Raw genomic sequence first — 20,815 nt, 5'->3', positions numbered from 1 at the left:
GCCCTCGGCGCGTGGCCCCCGGGCGCCGTCAGACGGTGACGGTGGCGCGGAAGAGGGTCGTGGCGGTGCCGGACAGCCGGGTGGGGGTGCCGGTGGCGGGGAGGAAGGCCGACCGGCCGCGGGCGAGGTCCAGGGTGCTGCCGTCGGCGGCGGTGAGCCGGGCGGTGCCCTCGGTGCAGAGCAGGATCTGCGGGGCGCGGCCGTCGATCTCGCGGTCCCGGCCGTCCAGGACGAAGCGGGAGAGCCGGAACTCGTCGATCGGGACGGGGTAGAGCTCCTCGCCGGCGGTGCCGTCGACCGGGCGGGGGTGCAGCAGCTCGGGGGCGCCGGCCTCGAAGACCAGGACCTTCAGCAGCTCGGGCAGGTCGATGTGCTTGGGGGTGAGGCCGGCCCGCAGCACGTTGTCGGAGTTGGCCTGGAGTTCGACGCAGGCACCCGCCAGGTAGGCGTGCGGCACGCCGGCGTCCAGGTAGAGCGCCTCGCCGGCCCGGAGCCGGAAGTGGTTGAGCAGCAGGGCGGCGATCAGGCCGCGGTCCTCCGGGAAGTCCTCGGCGATCCGGGCGTACGGCCCGTAGTCGCCGGCCGGGTCGGTGCGGGCCAGGGCCTCGGCCGTCTCCCGGACGGTCTCCTCGGCGGCCTTCCCGTCCATGGTGAGGATGGCGGCCAGCGTGCCGCGCAGCGCCTCGGCCTCGTCCTCGACGGCCAGCAGGTCGATCAGCGGGCCGAGCCCGGGCACCGCGAGCCCGGCCATCAGCCCGGCCGCCTCGGCGGGCCGCCGGAAGCCGCAGAGCCCCTCGAAGGCGCCCAGCGCGCAGACCATCTCGGGCTTGTGGTTGGCGTCGCGGTAGCTCCGCTCGGGGGCGTCCAGCGGGACGCCGAGGGCGTTCTCGGCGGCGAACCCGGCGCGGGCCTGCGCGATCGTGGGGTGGGCCTGGATGGACAGCGGGATGCCCGCGGTCAGGATCTTGAACAGGAACGGCAGGGTCGGACCGAACCTGGCGACGGTCGCGGCGCCGAGCTCGCCCTCGGGGTCGGCCGCGATCAGCTCGTCCAGCCGGCGGGGCCCCTCGCCCCGGTCGGCCCGGGACGGGTCGCCGGGGTGGGCGCCCATCCACAGCTCGGCCTGCGGTTCGCCGGTCGGCTCCTGCCCGAGCAGTTCGGGCAGGGCGGTCAGCGACCCCCAGGCGTACGGGCGGACGGTGTTGATGAGCCTGTCCATGCGCGCGGTCCTACTCCTTCGCTGGGTGGCGGGTGTGCCGGATCGTCGGGGCAACGGGCCCGGCGGTGCGGGGGGCCGGGCACGGGCAAGGTCATCGACCCTAGCCGACCGGTGTCGCCCGCGAGGAAACGACGGGTACCGGAGGGGAGTGCCCTGGCCGGACCGGTGGTTCCCGGGCGCGGTAGTAGGATGCCAGGACGCAGTAGTCTCCGCCCTGCACAGCAGTTTCCACCGTGGTCACCCCGTCGGCGGGCTGCCGGCGGAGCCGCGTTCCAGAGTGCGGGCGATGGTGTTCTGACACTCCCCGCCATCGGCCGAGAGGTTTGTACGTGACCGTGAACCAGCAGAGTTTTGCTGATCTCGGCAGGGTCCTGGTGATCATTCCGACCTACAACGAGGCGGAGAACGTCGAGCGGATCGTCGGCCGGGTGCGGGCGGCGGTCCCCGAGGCCCACGTGCTGGTCGCCGACGACAACAGCCCCGACGGCACCGGCGAACTGGCCGACAAGCTGTCCGCCGAGGACCCGAACGTGCACGTCATGCACCGCAAGGGCAAGGAGGGCCTGGGCGCCGCCTACCTCGCGGGCTTCCGTTGGGGCATCGACCACGGCTACGACGTCCTGGTCGAGATGGACGCGGACGGCTCGCACCAGCCCGAGGAGCTGGACCGACTGCTGGGCGCGCTGCGCGGCGCCGACCTGGTGCTGGGCTCGCGCTGGGTGCCGGGCGGCCGGGTGGTGAACTGGCCGAAGTCGCGCCTGCTGCTCTCCCGCGGTGGCTCGACCTACTCGCGGCTGGCGCTGGGCGTGCCGATCCGGGACGTCACCGGCGGCTACCGGGCGTTCCGCAAGGAGACCCTGCTGGGCCTGGGCATGGACGAGGTGGCCTCGGCCGGGTACTGCTTCCAGGTCGACCTGGCCTGGCGCACGGTGAAGGCCGGGTTCAAGGTGGCCGAGGTGCCGATCACCTTCGTCGAGCGCGAGCTGGGCGCGTCCAAGATGAGCCGCAACATCGTGGTCGAGGCGCTGTGGCGGGTGACCGCCTGGGGCGTCTCCGACCGGCTGGCCCGCCTGCGCGGCGCGGTCAAGCGCTGACCTCCACGACGTAACCGCCCGGGGCCCGTCCGTCGTCACGACGGACGGGCCCCGGGCGGTTACGTGCCCTGGGGCAGGCCGCCCACAACGCCGAGGCGCCGGCCGTTTGAACCGCGGTGTGACCTGAGCCGGAAGGCGCGCCCCGCCGGGCGCGCCTTCCGCGCAATCCGACACCGGTACTCCCATGCTGTAGGGCGCAGGAAGTCCGACCGCCGACCAGAGGGAGCAGCCAGTGACGTCGTCCCCGCCCGAGGAGGGCGCCGGCGCGGAGCGCACGGCCGCCGAGGCCGCCGCCCCGGACCCCGAGCGGCCCGCCCGCCCGCTGGAGATCGCCGTCTTCACCGGCCCCGAATCGGCCTTCTTCGCCACCTCCACCCTGATCCTCGGCGAGCGGACCGCGATCCTGGTCGACGCCCAGCTCACCCGCAGCGCCGGCCGCGAACTCGCCGAATGGGTCGCCGGCAAGGGCCGCCGACTGCTCGCCATCGTCGTCACCCACCACCACCCCGACCACTACTTCGGCGCCGAGGAGGTGCTGAGGCTCTTCCCCGACGCCCGGCTGCTGGCCGCGCCCGCCGTGGTCGACGGCATCCGGCGCACCGCCGCCGCCAAGGTCGCCCAGTGGAAGCCGGTCTACGGCGACGACATCCCGGACCACCCGCTGATCCCCGCCCCGCTGCTGCCGCAGCCGCTCATGCTCGACCGCCAGGTCATCCCCGTGCTGCTGCTCGGCCAGGCCGACTGCGGCGACTCGACGGTCGTCCACGTGCCGAGCATCCGGACGGTGATCGCCGGGGACTTCGCCTACAACGGCACCCACGTCTGGACCGCCGACACCACCCCGGCCCAGCGCACCACCTGGGGCCACAACCTCGGCCGGATCGCCGACCTCGGCGTGGACCGGGTCATCGCCGGCCACCGCGCCCCCGACCAGGGCGACGACGCCGCCCGGGTGCTCGCCTTCACCGGCGAGTACCTCCAGGACTTCGACCGGCTGCTGGCCGAGCACCCGCACGACCCGGAGGCACTGGTCACCGCGATGAACGAGCGGTACGGGGAGCTGACGCTGCCGGCCATCCTGGAACTGGGTGCCGCCGCCAACACCGCCCGGGCGGCGCGAGGGGGCGAGATCGTCGAGGCGGAGATCGTCGAGGACGACATCATCGAGGCGGAGATCGTCGAGGACGAGCTCGTCGAGGAGCCCGAGGAGTCCACGGAGCCCGAGGGGCCCGGGAAGTCCCCGGAGCGCGGGACGGGCGGAGCCGAGTAGGGCGGATACTGGCCGCATGACGCCCTACGACGTGATCGTCCCGGCCGGCGGGGGCGCCCGTCGCCTCGGCGGGGCCGACAAACCCGGGCTGACCGTGGGCGAGACCACCCTGCTCGACCGGGTGCTCGCGGCCTGCGCGGGCGCCCGCACCACCGTCGTGGTCGGCCCCGGCCGGCCGACCGCGCGCACCGGCGTCCGCTGGACCAGGGAGCAGCCGCCGGGCGGTGGGCCGGTCGCCGCCGTCGCCGCCGGACTCGACCTGGTCACCGCGCCGACCGTGCTGCTGCTCGCCGCCGACCTGCCGTTCCTGGACCGGCGGACCGTCGACCGGCTGGTCACCGCCCTCGCCGAGGCAGGCCCGGCCGTCGACGCCGCCGTCCTGGTCGACGCCGGCGGGCGCGACCAGCCGCTCGCCGCCGCCTACCGCACCGCCCCGCTGCGCACCGCGCTGGCCGCCCTCGGCGATCCGGCCGGTCTCCCGCTGCGCCGCCTCACCGGCGGTCTCGCCCGGCAGTTGGTGGCCGACACCGACAACGTCGCCTACGACTGCGACACCTGGGAGGACCTCGAACAGGCCCGGGAGCGCGACCGGTCGTAGGGGCGCCCTCCGGGTCCGTGTTCACGGCCCGCGCGGGTGTCCGTGCGGGAAACGACGCGCGCCGCACACGGGGCGAACACTCCGGGGAAACCGCCGATCAGGCAGCATGGGCGCATGGAGCGCACGCTGGAGGACTGGATCGCCGAGGTCAGGGCCGACCTGGGCATCGACCTGGACGTCGACGTCCGGGGACTGCTCGACCTCGCCCGGGTGGTCGCGCACGGGGTGGCCCGCCCGGCCGCGCCGCTGACCGCCTTTCTGATCGGCTACGCGGCCGCCCAGCAGGGCGGCGGGCCGGAGGCCGTGGCCGAGGCCGCCCGGCGGACCGCCGCGCTCGCCGAGCGCTGGAGCGCCGACGCCGGGCCGGGCGAGCCGTGAGCGCCGTCGGCCAGACCACCGTGGCCGCCCCGCCGACCGGCCCCGGCGTGCTGAGCTGGGCGCAGGCCCGCGAGGCCGCCCGCCGGGCCGGGCTGCGTCCGCTGCCGGCGGTCGGGCTGCCGCTCGCCGAGGCACTCGGCCGCACCCTCGCCGAGCCGCTCACCGCGCTGACCGACCTGCCCGCCTTCGACACCTCCGCGATGGACGGCTGGGCGGTCGCCGGGCCGGGCCCCTGGCGGGTCGCCGGGCGGGTGCTGGCCGGCCGGGCCGCGTCCGCGCCGCTGGCCGACGGCGCCGCCGTCGAGATCGCCACCGGCGCCCAACTGCCGCCCGGCGCCACCGCCGTCCTGCGCCGTGAGCACGGCCGCACGGACGGCACGCTGCTGCACGACTGCGGCCACCAATCGCTGACCACCGGTCAGGACGTCCGCCCGCGCGGCCAGGAGTGCCGCCGCGGCGAGGCGTTGCTGCCCGGTGGCGCCCTGGTCGGCCCGGCCGTGCTCGGCCTGGCCGCCGCCTGCGGTCACGACCGGCTCGCCGTGCGCCGTCGCCCGGTGGTCGAACTGCTCGTCCTCGGCGATGAGTTGCTCGCCTCGGGCGTCCCAGGTCCGGGCCTGGTCCGGGACGCGCTCGGGCCGCTGCTGCCGCCCTGGCTGCGGGCGGCCGGTGCCGAGGTGGCCGAAGTGCGGTCCGTCCGGGACGACTTCGGGCTGCTCCGGGACGCGCTGCGGCACTCCACCGCCGACATCGTGGTCACCACCGGCGGAACGGCGGCCGGCCCGGTCGACTTCCTGCACCGGGCCCTCGCCGAGGCCGGGGCCCGGCTGCTGGTGGACGGCGTGGCCGTCCGCCCCGGACACCCGATGCTGCTGGCCGAACTCCCGTCGGCCGCATGCCCGTCAGCCGGCCCCGCCCGGAGCGGGCTTCCGGGCGGGGACCCAGCCGGGCTTCCGGGTGGGCTTCCGGGCGGGCTTCCGGGCGGGCGGCACCTGGTGGGCCTGCCCGGCAACCCGCTGGCCGCCGTCGCCGGGACGGTCACCCTCGCCCTGCCGCTGCTGCACGCCCGCAGCGGGCGGTCCGCCGTCACCCCGGCCCTCGCACCCACCGCCGTCGGCCTGCCCGGGCACCCGGTGGACACCCGGCTGCTGCCCGTCCGGCACACCGCCGACGGCGTCGTCCCGCTCGCCTTCGACGGGCCCGCGATGCTGCGCGGCCTCGCCCGGGCCGAGGCGCTGGCCGTGGTCCCGCCCGGCGGCGCGGCGGCCGGCGAACCCGTCGAACTGCTGGAGGCGCCGTGAACGGGCCCACCGGGGCGTGCGCGCCCCACGACAGCGGGGAGGTGGCCGCATGAGCAGGATGCGGGGTGCGCCCGCCCCGGGGACCGAGCCGTGGTCGGACGCCGGGATCGTGCTGCCCGCCCGGCGGAGCGCGCCGGCCCTCCGGCAGGTCGGCTCCCGGCTGCTGCTGGCGCTCGCCGTCCTGGTCGCCACGACGCTGATCGTCTACGTCGACCGGGACGGTTACAACGACAACGCGGGCGACGGGGTCAGCTTCCTGGACGCGGCGTACTACGCCACCGTGACGCTGTCCACCACCGGGTACGGCGACATCACCCCGTACAGCGACGGCGCCCGGCTCACCAACATCTTCGTGATCACCCCGCTGCGCGTGGTGTTCCTGATCATCCTGGTCGGGACCACGCTGGAGGTGCTCACCGAACGAACCCGCCAGCAGTGGCGGTTGAACCGCTGGAGGTCCACCGTGCGCGAGCACACCGTCGTCATCGGGTACGGCACCAAGGGCCGCAGCGCCGTCGACACCCTGCTCGGGCAGGGCGTGAAGAAGGACGAGATCGTCGTCGTCGACCCGCAGCGCAAGGTGATCGACCAGGCCGCCCGGCACGGGCTGGTCGGCGTGGTCGGCGACGCCACCCGCACCGACACGCTGCTGCGGGCCGAGGTGCCCACCGCCGCCCGGGTCGTGGTCGCGCCGGAACGGGACGACACCGCCGTCCTGGTCACGCTGACGGCGCGCCAGCTGAACAAGGGCGCCACCGTGGTCGCGGCCGTCCGGGAGGACGAGAACGCCCCGCTGCTGCGGCAGAGCGGCGCCGACGTCGTCGTCACCAGCTCCAGTTCGGCCGGGCGGCTGCTCGGCCTGTCGATGCTCAGCCCGCACGCCGGCGCGGTGATGGAGGACCTGCTCACCTACGGCAACGGCCTGGACGTGGTCGAGCGCCCCGTCACCCGGGCCGAGGCCGGGCACAGCCCGCGCGCGTGCGAGGACCTGGTGGTCGCGGTGGTCCGCGGCCGGCGGGTGCTCAACTACACCGAGCCCGAGGCCGCCGTGCTCCAGCTCACCGACCGGGTGATCGTGATCAAGTCGACCGGCTGACGCAGGCCTTGCCCGCTCCTCGCCATGACGCGCAGTAGGTTCGGGGCATGCATGCGATGACGATTCCCGTACCCGGTGGTCCCGAGGCACTCGTGTGGGCGGAGGTGCCCGACCCGGTGCCCGGCGAGGGCGAGGTCCTGGTCGAGGTGGCGGCCACCGCCGTCAACCGCGCCGACCTGCTCCAGCGGCAGGGCAACTACAACCCGCCGCCCGGCGCCTCGCCCTACCCCGGGCTGGAGTGCGCCGGGCGGATCGTCGCCCTCGGCCCGGGCGTGTCCGGCTGGGCGGTCGGCGACGAGGTGTGCGCGCTGCTGTCCGGCGGCGGGTACGCGCAGCTCGTCGCGGTGCCGACCGGGCAGCTGCTGCCGCTGCCCAAGGGCCTGGGCTTCGAGGAGGCCGCCGCGCTGCCCGAGGTCGCCTGCACGGTGTGGTCCAACGTGTTCCTCACCGCCCACCTGCGGCCCGGCGAGACGGTGCTGCTGCACGGCGGCGCGAGCGGCATCGGGACCATGGCGATCCAGCTGGCCAAGGCGGTGGGCGCGCGGGTCGCGGTGACCGCGGGCAGCGCCGGGAAGCTGGCCCGGTGCGTCGAACTCGGTGCCGACATCGCGATCGACTACCGCGAGCAGGACTTCGTCGAGGTGCTCAAGGAGGCCACCGGCGGGGCCGGGGTGGACGTGATCCTGGACATCATGGGCGCCAAGTACCTGCAGCGGAACGTGGACGCGCTGGCCGTCAACGGGCGGCTGGTGATCATCGGGCTGCAGGGCGGCGTGAAGGGCGAGCTCGACCTCAACGCGCTGCTGCGCAAGCGCGCCGCGGTGATCGCCACCAATCTGCGCGGGCGCCCGTTGGCGGAGAAGGCGGCGATCGTGGCGGCGGTGCGCGAGCACGTGTGGCCGCTGGTGGAGTCCGGGGTGGTGAAGCCGGTGATCGACCGGGTGCTGCCGCTGACCGACGCCGGCGACGGGCACCGGGTGCTGGAGGCGGGGGAGCAGGTCGGCAAGGTCGTGCTGCGGGCCTGATCCTGGTCCGAGGGCCTGCGGCCCGAGGCGGGACGTCCGAAATGCCCTGATCGTCGGATTGTGTGAGGCTGGTTCGGAGCTGTCCCGCCGCCGACCCCGCCGCGCGCGGTCGGCCGTCGGAAGGACCTCCGACCGTGGCCGCACCAACGCACCTCCTCGGGCCGCTGCCCGCCGCGCCGCACCACCGTCGTACCCGCCGTACCCGCCGTACCGGCCCGGGCCGGGCCCAGCGACTGATCGCGGCGGCCGTGCTCGGGCTCACGCTCCCGCTGGCCGCCGCTTCGGCGGCCGCCGCCGTCGGGCCGGCGGCGGCGTCGCCGTCCCCGTTCACCGCTGAGCCCGCCGCCGTGGGCAGGCCGGAGCCAGCGGCCGTTCCGGCGGTCGGGCCGCCGCGGCACCCGCGCCCCGGCCGGGGCGACGGGGTCTACCGGCGCTGGGCGGTGTGGGCGCCCGAGCGCGCCGACAGCGCCCCGGAGCGGGCGCCGGAGCGGGCTCCCGAGCAGAACCCCGAGCAGAACCCTGCGCAGGTTCCCGAGCAGAACCCCGACCAGGTTCCTGACCGGAGCACCGGGCAGGCCGGTGCGGGGGACCAGCCCGAGGCCGACCAGGGCACCCCGGACGCGGCGGCTCCCGGCGCCGACGCCGCACCGGACGCCGCCACCGCGGCCGCCCAAGCCGTCGCCGCCGCCGTCCCCGCCGTCCTGCCCGCCCGCTGGCGGGACGCCTCGACCGTCCAGTTCCCGCTGGGCGCGGGGCTGGGGTTGATCGGCTGCGGCCTGGGGTTGATCGGGTTGCGGCTGCGCCGGGGGTGAGCCGCGGGGTGGGGGCGGCGGCGGGGTAGGTTCCGTGAGGGGTGTGTGCACGCCCCAGGGAGCCGGGGCGTGCCGGGAGCTGAGTATCCGTACGGATTCCGGGGCGGCGCCCGGGGGCGTACCGTCGTCAGCGGTGGCTCAGGACGGCGGTTGTACGGGGGCTTCCGCCCGACCAACCCCAGTGAGAGAGAATGTTGTTCATGACGAATCCGATGAACGAGCGCTCGTTTCAGCAGCCATTCCAGGCCGCGGGCGGGCAGTCGCAGGACGGCCAGAAGGTGCTGATCGTCGGACCGGACGGGCTGCCCGTGGGCCAGGGGTTCGCCGGCTCGGCGGGGGACGAGGACGAGGGCGACCTGCCGCGGGAGCTCCCGGTGACCGAGATGGTCGAGCAGCCCGCGAAGGTCATGCGCATCGGCAGCATGATCAAGCAGCTGCTGGAGGAGGTCCGGGCGGCGCCCCTCGACGAGGCCAGCCGGGCCCGGCTGAAGGACATCCACGCCAGCTCGATCAAGGAGCTGGAGCTCGGTCTGGCCCCCGAGCTGGTCGCCGAGCTGGAACGGCTGTCGCTGCCCTTCACCGAGGACAGCATTCCGACCGAGGCGGAGCTGCGGATCGCCCAGGCCCAGCTGGTCGGCTGGCTGGAGGGCCTGTTCCACGGGATCCAGACCGCGCTGTTCGCCCAGCAGATGGCGGCGCGGGCCCAGCTGGAGCAGATGCGGCGGGCGCTGCCGCCCGGTCTGCACGGCGGCGAGCCGGACGAGGACGAGCCGGGCCAGGGCCGCGGCATCCGCTCCGGCCCGTACCTGTAACGGGCCGCCGACACCGGACGTACCACGACGGTCCGCCCCGGGCCGGGGCGCCGCCGGAGGGCGCCCCGGCGGTCCGGGGGCAGGACCGGCCCTGGACCGATCACCGTCGGCGTCAGCCGGTACCCTGACCCCTGTCGCAGGCCGGTCGCACCGCCGCGGCAGGGGTCCGCCAGGCCCGCGGGCCCGGCCCACCACGCACGGACGAGACCGAACGTCACGGTCGCGGCGCCACGGCCGCGCCGAGGGGGAGCAGAGGACCATGAGCGAGCACGGCAACGCGGCGGTCGGGGGCTCCTCCCTGGGCAACGGCCGCTATGTGCTGCAGCGGCTGCTGGGCGAGGGCGGCATGGCCTCGGTGCACCTCGCGTACGACAGCGTGCTGGACCGGCAGGTCGCGCTGAAGAGCATGCACAACGAGCTGGGCCGGGACGCCTCGTTCAAGGAGCGGTTCCGCCGCGAGGCGCAGGCGGTGGCCCGGCTGGAGCACCCGAACATCGTCACGGTGTACGACAGCGGCGAGGACGTCGCGCCGGACGGCTCCAGCACCCCGTACATCGTCATGCAGCTGGTCGACGGCAAGGGCCTGCGCGAGGCGATCAACGAGGCGGTCGCCCAGTACGGCGCGATGCCGACCGAGGAGGCCCTGCGGGTCGTCGTCGGCGTGCTGAACGCGCTGGAGGCCTCGCACGACATGTCCCTGGTGCACCGCGACATCAAGCCCGGCAACGTCATGTTCGATCGCAAGGGCAACGTCAAGGTCATGGACTTCGGCATCGCCCGGGCGCTGGAACCGGGCGCCACGTCGATGACGCAGACCGGCATGGTGGTCGGCACCCCGCAGTACCTGTCGCCCGAGCAGGCGCTCGGCAAGCCGGTGGACGCCCGCTCCGACCTCTACTCGGTCGGCGTGATGCTCTTCGAGATGCTCACCGGGCAGCTGGTCTTCGACGGCGACTCGGCGTTCTCGATCGCCTACAAGCACGTCCAGGAGGAGCCGCCGGCGCCGTCCACCCTCAACCGGTCGGTCACCCCGGCGGTGGACGCCTTCGTCGCCCAGGCGCTGCGCAAGGACCCGGCGCACCGGTTCCAGAGCGCGGCGGCGATGCGGGACGAGGCGGAGCGGCTGATCGCGGCCGCGAAGGGCGGCGGCAGTGGGCACCCGTTGCAGGCCAGTACGCCGCTGGTGATCAACGAGGGCCCGCGCTCGGTGCACGCGGCGCCGCAGACCCCGCAGACCCCGCACCCCCAGTACCTCCAGCAGTCTCCGCAGCAGCCTCCGCCGCCGCAGCAGCCGCAGTACCGGACCCCGCCGCCGGCCTTCCAGCCGCCGCGTCCACAGGGGCCGCAGACCCCGCACCCCCAGTACCTCCAGCAGCCTCCGCCGCCGCAGCAGCCGCAGTACCGGACCCCGCCGCCGGCCTTCCAGCCGCCGCGTCCACAAGGGCCGCACACGCCGCACCCCCAGTACCTCCAGCAGGCCCCGCCGCAGCGGGCGCACACCCCGCCGCCGCAGCCGATGCCGCCGTACCAGCAGCCGAAGGCGCCCAGCGGCGGCGGCTGCTCGACGGCCGCGGTCGTCATCGTGATCATCGTCGGCGTGCTCGTGCTGGCCGGCATCATCATCGCGATCGTGGTCAACAAGGCGCAGGACACCAAGTCGAAGACCAAGACCGGGCACACCACCGGTGAGCGGCCCGCAGTGGTGCTGGTGGTTGACCTTCCGGTCGACCGGAATGGCCTGCTCTGACGCTTTCCGGCCGGTTCGGGCGTGCCACGGGCCCGCGCCGGAGGCGGTAGCGTTCGGGGATACGAAGCGACAGGGCACCGCGATCCGAGCGAACGCCCGGGGCGAGGAGCGATGGCACAGACGCAGCAGCCGGATGACGGAACGGGTGCCGGAGCTGACGGCCGGACCGGCGGGACGCCGAGGATGCCCGGACCCGGCAGCGACGCCGCGACCAGCGCGTTTCCCCCGGTCGGGCCCGGCGGCCCGCAGACCCCCGGCCGCGGTACGGCCGCGCCGCTGGGCACGGTCGGCGACGGCCGCTACCGGCTGACCTACCGGCTCGGCCGCGGCGGCATGGCCGAGGTGTTCGCGGCCGAGGACGTACGGCTGGGACGGACGGTCGCGGTCAAGCTGCTCCGCGGCGAGCTGGCCCAGGACGACATCGCCCGGCTGCGGTTCACCCGCGAGGCACACGCCGTCGCGGGGCTCAACCACCACTCGATCGTCGCGGTCTACGACACCGGCGAGGAGTACGCCGGGGACGAGTCCACGCCGTACATCGTGATGGAGCTGGTCGAGGGCCGGACCGTCCGCGAGCTGCTGGTGGACGAGGACGCGCCGCCGGTCGACCAGGCGCTGATCATCATCGCCGGGGTGCTGGAGGCGCTGGCGTACAGCCACCGCAACGGCATCGTCCACCGGGACATCAAGCCCGCCAACGTGATCATCACGACCGCGGGCGCCGTCAAGGTGATGGACTTCGGTATCGCCCGGGCGCTGACCGGCACGGCCAGCACCATGACCCAGACCGGCATGGTCATGGGCACCCCGCAGTACCTCTCGCCCGAGCAGGCCCTCGGCAAGCCCGTCGACCACCGCTCCGACCTGTACGCGGCCGGCTGCATGCTGTACGAACTGCTGGCGCTGCGCCCGCCGTTCACCGGCGACACCCCGCTCTCGGTGGTCTACCAGCACGTCCAGGACATGCCGGTGCCGCCCTCGCAGGCCAACGGCCGGGTGCCGGTCGGGCTGGACCAGCTGGTGCTGCGCTCGCTGGCCAAGAACCCGGACGACCGCTTCCAGGACGCCGACGAGTTCCGCGCGCACGTCCAGCACGCGCTGCGCGAGATGCACGGCGCGGGCGGCGCGGGCTGGGCCGGCACCACGGCCGGGCTGGCCGCCGCGGGGCAGGGGAACACCGACGCCACCCAGGTGATCCGGCCCGACCAGACCGCGGCCACCGCGGCCTTCGGCGCGATCGGCCCCGGCGACCAGACCTCGGTGCTGCCCTACCAGGGGATGGGGGGCCCGGGCGGCCCGCACACCCCGTCGACGCCCTACCCGGGGGCCGGCGGCCCCTACGGCGGCGGTGGCGGCGACGACGACGGCGGCTCCGGCCGCCGGCGCGGGCCGTGGGCCTGGGTGGCCGGCGCCGCGGCCGTGCTGCTCGCGGCCGGGGTCGGCATGGCGTTCGCGTTCAGCGGCAACGAACCCGGGAACTCGCACACCGTGCCGCCGACGCCGCTCCCGGCGGTCAGCACGACCGAGCCCAGCACGCCGCCCCAGAGCGGCTCGCAGAGCCCGCCCGCGTCCAACACCGGCAGCCGGCGCCCGACGCAGCCGACCGAGAACGGCAGCAACGGCGGCGGCTACAACAACGGCGGCAGCGGCGGCAACAACAACGGCAACAACAACGGCAACAACAACATGTCGCCGTCGCCGGGTTCGGGCAAGCACTCGACGCCCGCGTCGCCCAGCCAGACCCCCAGCCACACGCAGCCGCCCACCACGGCGCCCGGCACGCCCAGCACGGCGCCGACCACCCCGAGCACGGGAAGCGGCGGCAGCACGGGGGCGGCCACGCAGCCGCCGGCGACCAAGTCGAACCCGCCGGCGACCCAGCCGCCCGCGACCCAGCCGCCGGCGACGCCCTGATCGGGCCGCGCTGACACCGGTCAGTTGGCGAAGGCGTCCAGGACCTGTTCGTACTCCTGGCACCACCACGTCAACTGGCCGGCCGAGGCGGGGTAGAGCGGGTCGGCCCGGTGGTCGGCCCGCTGGTAGCGCCACTGGAGCATCCAGAAGTCGTTCAGCCGCTCCCACCAGACCCGGTGGACGGCGGCGGCCAGGTGTTCGGCGGTGGCGGCTCCGGTGGCCCGGTAGGACTGCGAGTAGTGGCGGACCCGCACCAGGTCGAGGGTGCCGGACGCCCGGTCGTTGAAGAGCAGCGTGGCGGCGCGGACGGCCTCCTCGGCGCGCGGCTGTGGGCCGAGCTTGTCCCAGTCCAGGACGGCCGCGACCGGGCCGCCGTCGGGGCCGTCGCCGTACAGCAGGTTGAGTCCGTGGAAGTCGCCGTGGGTCCAGCCGGTGGGCGGGGCGGTCTGCGGGGCGGGGCGGCGGTGGGCGTGTTCGGCGAGCAGTTCCAGCCTTTCGGTGAGCCTCCGTTCGACCAGCGCGTCCAGGTCGCCGTACGGGCGGTGGGCGCGGGCGTGGCGCCGCAGGTCGCGGGCGAGGTCGGCGCTGTCGAGGGGGTCGGCGGTGCGGTAGCCGGGGGGCTGTTCGAAGGGGGCGCATACGTCGTCGAGCGCGCCGTGCAGTCGGCCGAGCAGCGCGCCGAGCGCGTCGCACTGCGGCGGGGAGAGGTCGGTACCGTGCCGGTGTCGGCCATCCACCCAGGGGAACAGCGCGAACAGCCGGCCGCCGTAGCCGGCCACCGTGCCGGCTCGTTCGGCGCAGGTCAGCGGGGGTGCGACGGGCAGTCCGAGGGCCTGGAGCCCGGCCATCGCCCGGTGGTGGGCGACGATCTTCGGGCGGCTGGCGGTGGCGGCGTCGACGTAGCACTTCAGGAAGTACGCGCCGGTCTCGGTGGTGACCCGGTACCCGCGGTTCAGCAGGCCTTCGGCGACCGGTTCGGCGGTCAGCAGTCCCCCCACCCGATAGCGGCCCAGGACCTCGGCGAGTGCGGCGCGCGGGACGGGCGGACTGAGGGTCCCTATCGGCGGCGCGGAGAGGTCGGGGCGGGCCGGGGAACAGGAGAGGGTCTGGCTGAAAGTCACAGCCAGAGGTTAGGGCCCCCGTGCGGGGGCCCTTGACAAGTCGTCAGTTCTGTGATCGCTGTTCTGATCAGTGCTGCTGGTCCGCCTGGTGCCGCGCCACGAAGGCCGCCGCCTGGGTGCGTCGCTCCATTCCCATCTTGGCGAGCAGACTGGAGACGTAGTTCTTCACCGTCTTCTCGGCCAGGTGCAACTCGTTGCCGATCTGACGGTTGGTCATCCCCTCGCCGATCAGATCGAGGATCCGGCGCTCCTGCTTGGTGAGTTGCGCCAGCCGCTCGTCCTCCTTCTCGCCGCCGTCGCGCAGCCGGGCCAGGACCCGGCTGGTGGCGACCTGGTCGAGCAGCGACTTGCCGGCCGCGACGTCCCGGACGGCGGTGATCAGGTCGGTGCCGCGGATCGCCTTCAGGACGTAGCCGGACGCGCCCGCCATGATCGAGTCGAACAGCGCCTCGTCGTCCGAGAACGAGGTCAGCATCAGGCACTTGATCTCCGGCAGCCGGGACCGGATCTCCCGGCAGACCTCGACCCCGTTGCCGTCCGGCAGCCGGACGTCGAGCACCGCGACGTCGGGGTGGACCGCCGGGATCCGGGTGAGCGCCTCGGCGGCGGTGCCGGCCTCGCCGACCACCTCGATGTCGTCCTCGACCGAGAGCAGGTCGTGCACGCCCCGCCGGACAACCTCGTGATCGTCGAGCAGGAAAACCCTGATTTGTCCGTTATCAGTCACGTCCAAAGCCTCCCATATCACCGTACGGAAGACCTATCGTCCCTGGTGCCGCAGTCAGGCGGTCCGGCCGGGGCGGTCCAAAACCGATACCGAGAACCCCCTTACGTACGGGCTCGCGCCCGGATAACGTGCGCTGGTGTCCTGAAGGCGCCCGAATTGAGAGCTGCGTCACGCGGTCCGTCACCCCCACCCTTCCGACGGCGCGCTGCCCGCGGCACCCTCGGGGTTGTAAGCCCTGAACAAGTAGGACGTCCTAGCGCAAGCGCGCCAAGGGCGGACGCTGGGTAACGTTCTCGTGAGGGACGCCGTCGGAACAGGATCACCACCTGCCCCGCAGTAGGAGCGCACACCCACGCGCGCCCCGCGAGGCGGTGACCGGACCGGTCACCGGCGACCCCGGGCGGCCGGACAGACCGAGGAGTGAACGTGACCGTCAAAAGCACGGCGAGGGCCCGCAAGAAGGCGGCCCCCGGCGTCCCTGACACCCTCCGCGCCACGGGGAAGGACACCCAGCCGGAGCTCGTACAGCTGCTCACCCCGGAAGGCGAACGGGTCGAGCACCCGGACTACCCGCTCACCACCACCCCGGAGGAGCTGCGCGCCCTCTACCGCGACCTGGTGCTGGTCCGCCGGTTCGACGGCGAGGCCACCGCACTCCAGCGCCAGGGCGAGCTGGGCCTGTGGGCCTCGCTGCTCGGCCAGGAGGCCGCCCAGGTCGGCTCCGGCCGTGCCATGCGCACCGGCGACTACGCCTTCCCCACCTACCGCGAGCACGGTGTCGCCTGGTGCCGCGACGTCGACCCGCTCAACCTGCTCGGCATGTTCCGGGGCGTGAACCACGGCGGCTGGGACCCGAACGAGAAGAACTTCCACCTGTACACCATCGTGATCGGCGCGCAGGCCCTGCACGCCACCGGCTACGCGATGGGCATCAGCAAGGACGGCACCGACGACGCGGTCATCGCCTACTTCGGCGACGGCGCCTCCAGCCAGGGCGACGTCAACGAGGCCTTCACCTTCGCCTCGGTCTACAACGCGCCCGTGGTGTTCTTCTGCCAGAACAACCAGTGGGCGATCTCCGAGCCCACCACCACCCAGACCAAGATCCCGCTGTACCGCCGCGCCTCCGGCTTCGGCTTCCCCGGCGTCCGGGTCGACGGCAACGACGTGCTGGCCTGCCTGGCCGTCACCCGCTGGGCGCTCGACCACGCCCGCAGCGGCAACGGCCCGGTGCTGATCGAGGCGTTCACCTACCGGATGGGCGCGCACACCACCTCCGACGACCCCACCCGCTACCGGCCCACCGAGGAGACCGAGGCCTGGAAGGCCAAGGACCCGATCGCCCGGCTCCGCGCCCTCCTGGAGAAGGAGGGCCTGGCCGACGAGGAGTTCTTCACCGCGATCGACGCCGAGAGCGAGCGGCTGGGGCTGCGGGTGCGCGAGGGCGTGCGCGGCATGCCCGACCCGGACCCGACCCTGATCTTCGACCACGTGTACAGCGAGCCGCACGCGCTGGTCGATGAGGAACGGGCCGAGTACGTCCAGTACGCGGCCTCCTTCGAGGCGGGGGAGAACCTCTGATGGCCGGTCAGCTCAGCATTGCCAAGGCGCTCAACGGCGCGCTGCGCAAGTCGCTGGAGAGCGACCCGAAGACCGTCCTGATGGGCGAGGACATCGGCAAGCTCGGCGGCGTCTTCCGGATCACCGACGGCCTGCAGAAGGACTTCGGCGAGGGACGGGTGATCGACACCCCGCTCGCCGAGTCCGGCATCGTCGGCACCGCGATCGGCCTGGCGCTGCGCGGCTACCGCCCGGTGGTGGAGATCCAGTTCGACGGCTTCGTCTACCCGGCCTTCGACCAGATCGTCTCCCAGCTGGCCAAGATGCACGCCCGCGCGCTCGGGAACATCAAGCTCCCGGTCACCATCCGCATCCCCTTCGCGGGCGGCATCGGCGCGGTCGAGCACCACAGCGAGTCGCACGAGGCGTACTTCGCGCACACCGCGGGCCTGCGCGTGGTCAGCCCGTCCAACGCGCACGACGCGCACTGGATGCTGCGGCAGGCCATCGCCTCGGACGACCCGGTGGTCTTCCTGGAGCCCAAGCGCCGGTACTGGGACAAGGGCGAGGTCGGCGACGCCGCCGACCTCGGACTGCACGACGCCCGGATCGTGCGCTCCGGCACCGATGCCACGCTGCTCGCCTACGGCCCGATGGTCAAGGTCTGCCTGGAGGCCGCCGCGGCCGCCGAGGAGGACGGCCGCCGACTGGAGGTCGTCGACCTGCGCTCGCTCTCCCCGGTGGACTTCACCACCCTGGAGGAGTCGGTCAAGCGCACCGGGCGGGCCGTCGTGGTGCACGAGGCGCCGGTCTTCCTGGGCATGGGTGCCGAACTGGCCGCCCGGCTCACCGAACGGTGCTTCTACCACCTGGAGGCGCCCGTCCTGCGGGTCGGCGGCTACCACGCGCCGTATCCGCCGTCCCGCGTCGAGGAGGCCTTCCTCCCCGACCTGGACCGCGTGCTCGACGCCGTCGACCGCGCACTCGCGTACTGATCCGGGGGAGCGAAGATGACCACCGAAGTTCGCTCGCTCCGCGAGTTCAAGATGCCCGATGTGGGCGAGGGCCTGACCGAGGCCGAAATCCTCAGCTGGTACGTCAAGCCGGGTGACACCGTCACCGACGGGCAGGTCGTGTGCGAGGTGGAGACCGCCAAGGCGGCGGTGGAGCTGCCGATCCCGTTCAACGGGGTCGTCGATCAGCTCTTCTTCCCCGCGGGCGCGACGGTCGACGTCGGCACCGTGATCATCTCGGTCGCGGTCGCCGGGGAGGCCGGGGCCGCGGCTCCTGTCGCCGCTGCTGCTGTTGCACCCGTCGCCGCCGCCGCGCCGGCCGAACCGGCCGAGCCCGAGCGGCGCGAGGTGCTGGTCGGCTACGGCCCGCGCACCGGCACCGCCCAGCGCCGGGCCCGGCGCACGACCACGAAGACCGTCACCGCGACGCCGGCTCCGGCCGCGCCCGTCGTGCCGGCCGCTCCGGTCGTGTCGGCCGCGCCCGCCTCGTCCGTCCTGGCCGAACATCCCGCCGGGGAGCGGCCGTTGGCCAAGCCGCCGGTGCGCAAACTGGCCAAGGACCTCGGCATCGACCTGCGCGCGGTCGTCCCGACCGGCCGGGACGGCGTGATCACCCGCGAGGACGTGCACGCCCACGCGTCCGCCCTGGCCACCGCGCAGGCCGCCCCGGCGGCGCCGGTCGAGGCCGGGCCGGTCGCGGCGGCGGTGCCGGCGCCGGTCACCGTGGCGGGCGACGTCCGGGTGCCGATCAAGGGCGTCCGCAAGGCGACCGCGCAGGCGATGGTGGCCTCGGCCTTCACCGCCCCGCACGTCACCGAGTTCGTCCAGGTCGACGTGACCCGCACGATGAAGTTCGTCCGCCGGCTCAAGGAGAGCGGCGAGTTGGGCCGGGACGTCCGGATCAGCCCGCTGCTGCTGGTCGCCAAGGCGCTGCTCACCGCGGTCAAGCGGCACCCCGAGATCAACGCGCAGTGGGACGAGGCGGCCCAGGAGATCGTCATCAAGGGCCAGGTGAACCTCGGCATCGCCGCGGCCACCCCGCGCGGTCTGATCGTCCCCAACATCAAGGACGCCGGCGGCAAGACCCTCACGGGCCTCGCCGTCTCGCTGGGCGAGCTGATCGACACCGCCCGCCAGGGCAAGACCTCGCCGGGCGACATGCAGGGCGGGACCATCACCATCACCAACGTCGGCGTCTTCGGCGTCGACACCGGCACCCCGATCCTCAACCCCGGCGAGGCCGCGATCCTCGCCGTCGGCGCGATCCGGGACATGCCGTGGGTGCACAAGGGCAAGGTCGTCCCGCGTCAGGTGACCACGCTGGCGCTCTCCTTCGACCACCGCCTGGTGGACGGGGAGTTGGGCTCCAAGGTGCTGGCCGACGTGGCCGCGCTGCTGGAGCGCCCGAAGCGCCTGATCACCTGGGGCTGACGGCCCGGGACGTCACGAACGGGAAGCCACGGAGGGGCCTTCCCCCACACCGCCGTGTGGGGGAAGGCCCCTCCGCTTCTGCCCGCCCGTCGGCCGTCGCTGGGGGCGAGGCCGGCGGGCGGCGATCAGGACCAGCCGATGACGGACGCGCGCATGACGTGACTCCCCGGGGTCATGGGTCTGACGGCGTGGCTGGGCGAGGACGACGGGCCCGCTCCGGGCGGGGCGGAAGCGCCCCGGCCCCGCCGGTCGCGCCCCCCGTGCCTTCATCCGTACAGACGTGCATCCTCGCCGGGGGTTGCAGGTGGTTTCAAAGACTTTTCCGTGAGCCCCCGGCGCGGCGTTCGGGATACTTCCGGAATGACTGAAGAGCTGACGGTCCGACCGGAGACGGTGCCGGGCGGGGGCGGGGAGCGTCGGTCGCTGCGGCGGGACGTGTCGGGGCCGGCGCTGCTGGCGGGGTTGGTCTGCATCGCGGTGTCGTTCTCGGGTCCGCTGGTGGTGGTGCTCGCGGCGGCGGCCGCCGGGCGGCTGGACGCGGCGCACACGGCGTCCTGGATCTGGGCGGTGGCCATCGGCAGCGGGCTGAGCGGCTTCGCGCTGAGCTGGTGGACCAGGACCCCGGTGATCACCGCCTGGTCCACCCCGGGCGCCGCGCTGCTGGTGACCAGCCTGGGCGCGTACCCGTACCGGGAGGCGGTGGGGGCGTTCCTGGTGAGCGCGGTGGTGGTGACGCTCTTCGGGGTCACCGGCTGGTTCGGCCGGCTGATCGCGGCGGTGCCGACCGGGATCGTCAACGCGATGCTGGCGGGCATCCTGTTCTCCTTCGGCGCCGGGATCTTCGGCGCCGTGCACGGCGCGCCGGTGCTGGTGGTGGGCAGCCTCGCGGCCTTCCTGCTGGCCAAGCGGCTGGCCCCGCGGTACGCCGTCCCGGTGGCGCTGCTGGTGGGCGGGGTGCTGGCGGCGCTGACCGTCGGACTCCCGCTGCACCTGGGCTCGGGCGGGCCGACCCGGCCGGTGTTCACCGTGCCGGCGTTCTCCTGGGCGGCCACGGTGGGGCTGGCGCTGCCGCTCACGATCGTGGTGCTGGCCTCGCAGAACGCACCGGGCCTCGGGGTGATGCGAGCCTTCGGCTACCGGGCGGACGACCGGCTGCTGATCGGGTCGACCGGTGTGGTGTCGCTGCTGCTGGCGCCGTTCGGCTCGCCGGGGGTGAACCTGGCGGCGATCACGGCGGCGATCTGCTCCGGCCCGGAGAGCCACCCCGACCCGCGCCGCCGCTACGTCGCGGGGATGTCCTCGGGCGTGCTGTACGTGCTGGTGGGCAGCTTCGGCGGGGTGCTGGTGAGCCTGTTCACCGGCCTGCCGAAGGAACTGATCGCGGTGATCGCCGGGGTCGCCCTGCTGGCCTCGCTGCAGGGCAGCCTGGCGGCGGCGGTGGCGGACGAGCGGGGGCGGGACGCGGCGGTGGTGACCTTCCTGGCCAGCGCCTCGGGGATGAGCCTGTTCGGGATCGGCTCGGCCTTCTGGGGCCTGCTGTTCGGCCTCGGCACCCACCTGGTGCTGAACCTCCGCAGGCGCTGACGAGGGGCCTGTCATCGGCCACATTCCAGTCATTGGGATGACTGGTGTGGTGAGGGTCATTCGGCCAGGTCGGTGACTTTTTCGGCGCGCGGTAGGGGTGACACACCCGTCCGGGT

General features: G+C 74.2%; 16 protein-coding genes and 1 pseudogene. 14 read left to right on the top strand and 3 right to left on the bottom strand.

The features are described from left to right. Nucleotides 1-28 precede the first annotated feature (28 nt). Entirely contained in the window at nucleotides 29-1,219 is a 1,191-nt protein-coding gene (gene manA / locus AB0O82_RS03065) for a mannose-6-phosphate isomerase, class I (protein WP_363579853.1), read from the bottom strand. A 329-nt stretch (nucleotides 1,220-1,548) separates the two neighbouring features. On the opposite strand from manA, the gene AB0O82_RS03060 reads away from it, so the two are divergent. From AB0O82_RS03060 to AB0O82_RS03015, 10 genes and pseudogenes are all read left to right on the top strand, one after another. Beyond that, entirely contained in the window at nucleotides 1,549-2,313 is a 765-nt protein-coding gene (locus AB0O82_RS03060; RefSeq protein ID WP_363579852.1) for a polyprenol monophosphomannose synthase, read from the top strand. 232 nt (nucleotides 2,314-2,545) lie between these two features. Then, nucleotides 2,546-3,583 (top strand): MBL fold metallo-hydrolase, encoded by a 1,038-nt coding sequence (locus AB0O82_RS03055; RefSeq protein ID WP_363579851.1) that lies wholly within the window; start codon nucleotides 2,546-2,548, stop codon nucleotides 3,581-3,583. Between the two features lie 16 nt (nucleotides 3,584-3,599). Beyond that, nucleotides 3,600-4,559 (top strand): annotated as a pseudogene (locus tag AB0O82_RS03050) (NTP transferase domain-containing protein). Beyond that, the gene (locus tag AB0O82_RS03045; RefSeq protein WP_363579850.1) at nucleotides 4,556-5,857 is read left to right on the top strand and encodes a molybdopterin molybdotransferase MoeA; all 1,302 of its coding nucleotides are present in this window, start codon (nucleotides 4,556-4,558) and stop codon (nucleotides 5,855-5,857) included. Before AB0O82_RS03050 ends, AB0O82_RS03045 begins: the two are co-directional and overlap by 4 nt. A gap of 49 nt (nucleotides 5,858-5,906) precedes the next feature. Then, a complete protein-coding gene (locus tag AB0O82_RS03040; RefSeq protein WP_363579849.1) occupies nucleotides 5,907-6,953 on the top strand; it encodes a potassium channel family protein in 1,047 nt (348 codons plus the stop codon). A gap of 47 nt (nucleotides 6,954-7,000) precedes the next feature. Further along, the gene (locus AB0O82_RS03035) at nucleotides 7,001-7,978 is read left to right on the top strand and encodes an NAD(P)H-quinone oxidoreductase (RefSeq protein ID WP_363579848.1); all 978 of its coding nucleotides are present in this window, start codon (nucleotides 7,001-7,003) and stop codon (nucleotides 7,976-7,978) included. Nucleotides 7,979-8,112: 134 nt separating this feature from the next. After that, on the top strand, nucleotides 8,113-8,790 hold the full coding sequence (locus AB0O82_RS03030) for a hypothetical protein (protein ID WP_363579847.1): 678 nt from the start codon (nucleotides 8,113-8,115) through the stop codon (nucleotides 8,788-8,790). A 200-nt stretch (nucleotides 8,791-8,990) separates the two neighbouring features. Beyond that, nucleotides 8,991-9,602 carry a bacterial proteasome activator family protein gene (locus AB0O82_RS03025; protein WP_350876669.1) on the top strand — a complete coding sequence of 204 codons (612 nt, stop codon included), beginning with the start codon at nucleotides 8,991-8,993 and terminating at the stop codon, nucleotides 9,600-9,602. 259 nt (nucleotides 9,603-9,861) lie between these two features. Beyond that, the gene (locus AB0O82_RS03020) at nucleotides 9,862-11,349 is read left to right on the top strand and encodes a protein kinase (RefSeq protein ID WP_363579846.1); all 1,488 of its coding nucleotides are present in this window, start codon (nucleotides 9,862-9,864) and stop codon (nucleotides 11,347-11,349) included. A gap of 183 nt (nucleotides 11,350-11,532) precedes the next feature. After that, complete coding sequence (locus AB0O82_RS03015) at nucleotides 11,533-13,263, top strand: protein kinase (protein ID WP_363579845.1); 1,731 nt, start codon at nucleotides 11,533-11,535, stop codon at nucleotides 13,261-13,263. 20 nt (nucleotides 13,264-13,283) lie between these two features. On the opposite strand, the gene AB0O82_RS03010 is transcribed toward AB0O82_RS03015, so the two are convergent. Together AB0O82_RS03010 and AB0O82_RS03005 are read right to left on the bottom strand one after the other, a co-directional pair. Then, nucleotides 13,284-14,384: a phosphotransferase gene (locus AB0O82_RS03010; RefSeq protein ID WP_363579844.1), complete on the bottom strand. Its 1,101-nt coding sequence runs from the start codon at nucleotides 14,382-14,384 to the stop codon at nucleotides 13,284-13,286. 67 nt (nucleotides 14,385-14,451) lie between these two features. Next, a complete protein-coding gene (locus AB0O82_RS03005) occupies nucleotides 14,452-15,111 on the bottom strand; it encodes a response regulator transcription factor (protein WP_350876661.1) in 660 nt (219 codons plus the stop codon). Nucleotides 15,112-15,531: 420 nt separating this feature from the next. Between AB0O82_RS03005 and pdhA the strand changes: the two genes are divergently transcribed. From pdhA to AB0O82_RS02985, 4 genes are all read left to right on the top strand, one after another. Beyond that, nucleotides 15,532-16,692, top strand: coding sequence for a pyruvate dehydrogenase (acetyl-transferring) E1 component subunit alpha (pdhA, locus tag AB0O82_RS03000; protein WP_363579843.1), 1,161 nt, complete (start codon nucleotides 15,532-15,534; stop codon nucleotides 16,690-16,692). After that, nucleotides 16,689-17,666, top strand: coding sequence for an alpha-ketoacid dehydrogenase subunit beta (locus AB0O82_RS02995; protein WP_107452899.1), 978 nt, complete (start codon nucleotides 16,689-16,691; stop codon nucleotides 17,664-17,666). The genes pdhA and AB0O82_RS02995 overlap by 4 nt, the downstream gene beginning before the upstream one ends. Before the next feature lie 15 nt (nucleotides 17,667-17,681). Further along, the gene (locus AB0O82_RS02990) at nucleotides 17,682-19,115 is read left to right on the top strand and encodes a dihydrolipoamide acetyltransferase family protein (RefSeq protein WP_363579842.1); all 1,434 of its coding nucleotides are present in this window, start codon (nucleotides 17,682-17,684) and stop codon (nucleotides 19,113-19,115) included. 360 nt (nucleotides 19,116-19,475) lie between these two features. Then, a complete protein-coding gene (locus AB0O82_RS02985; RefSeq protein ID WP_363579841.1) occupies nucleotides 19,476-20,699 on the top strand; it encodes a benzoate/H(+) symporter BenE family transporter in 1,224 nt (407 codons plus the stop codon). Nucleotides 20,700-20,815: the final 116 nt, after the last annotated feature.

The organism is Kitasatospora sp. NPDC088264 (genome assembly GCF_040685715.1).
In the GTDB taxonomy this organism is placed as follows: Bacteria; Actinomycetota; Actinomycetes; order Streptomycetales; family Streptomycetaceae; genus Kitasatospora.
Note: the sequence above shows the minus strand (reverse complement) of the source record. Positions and strands in the feature narration are given on the sequence as shown.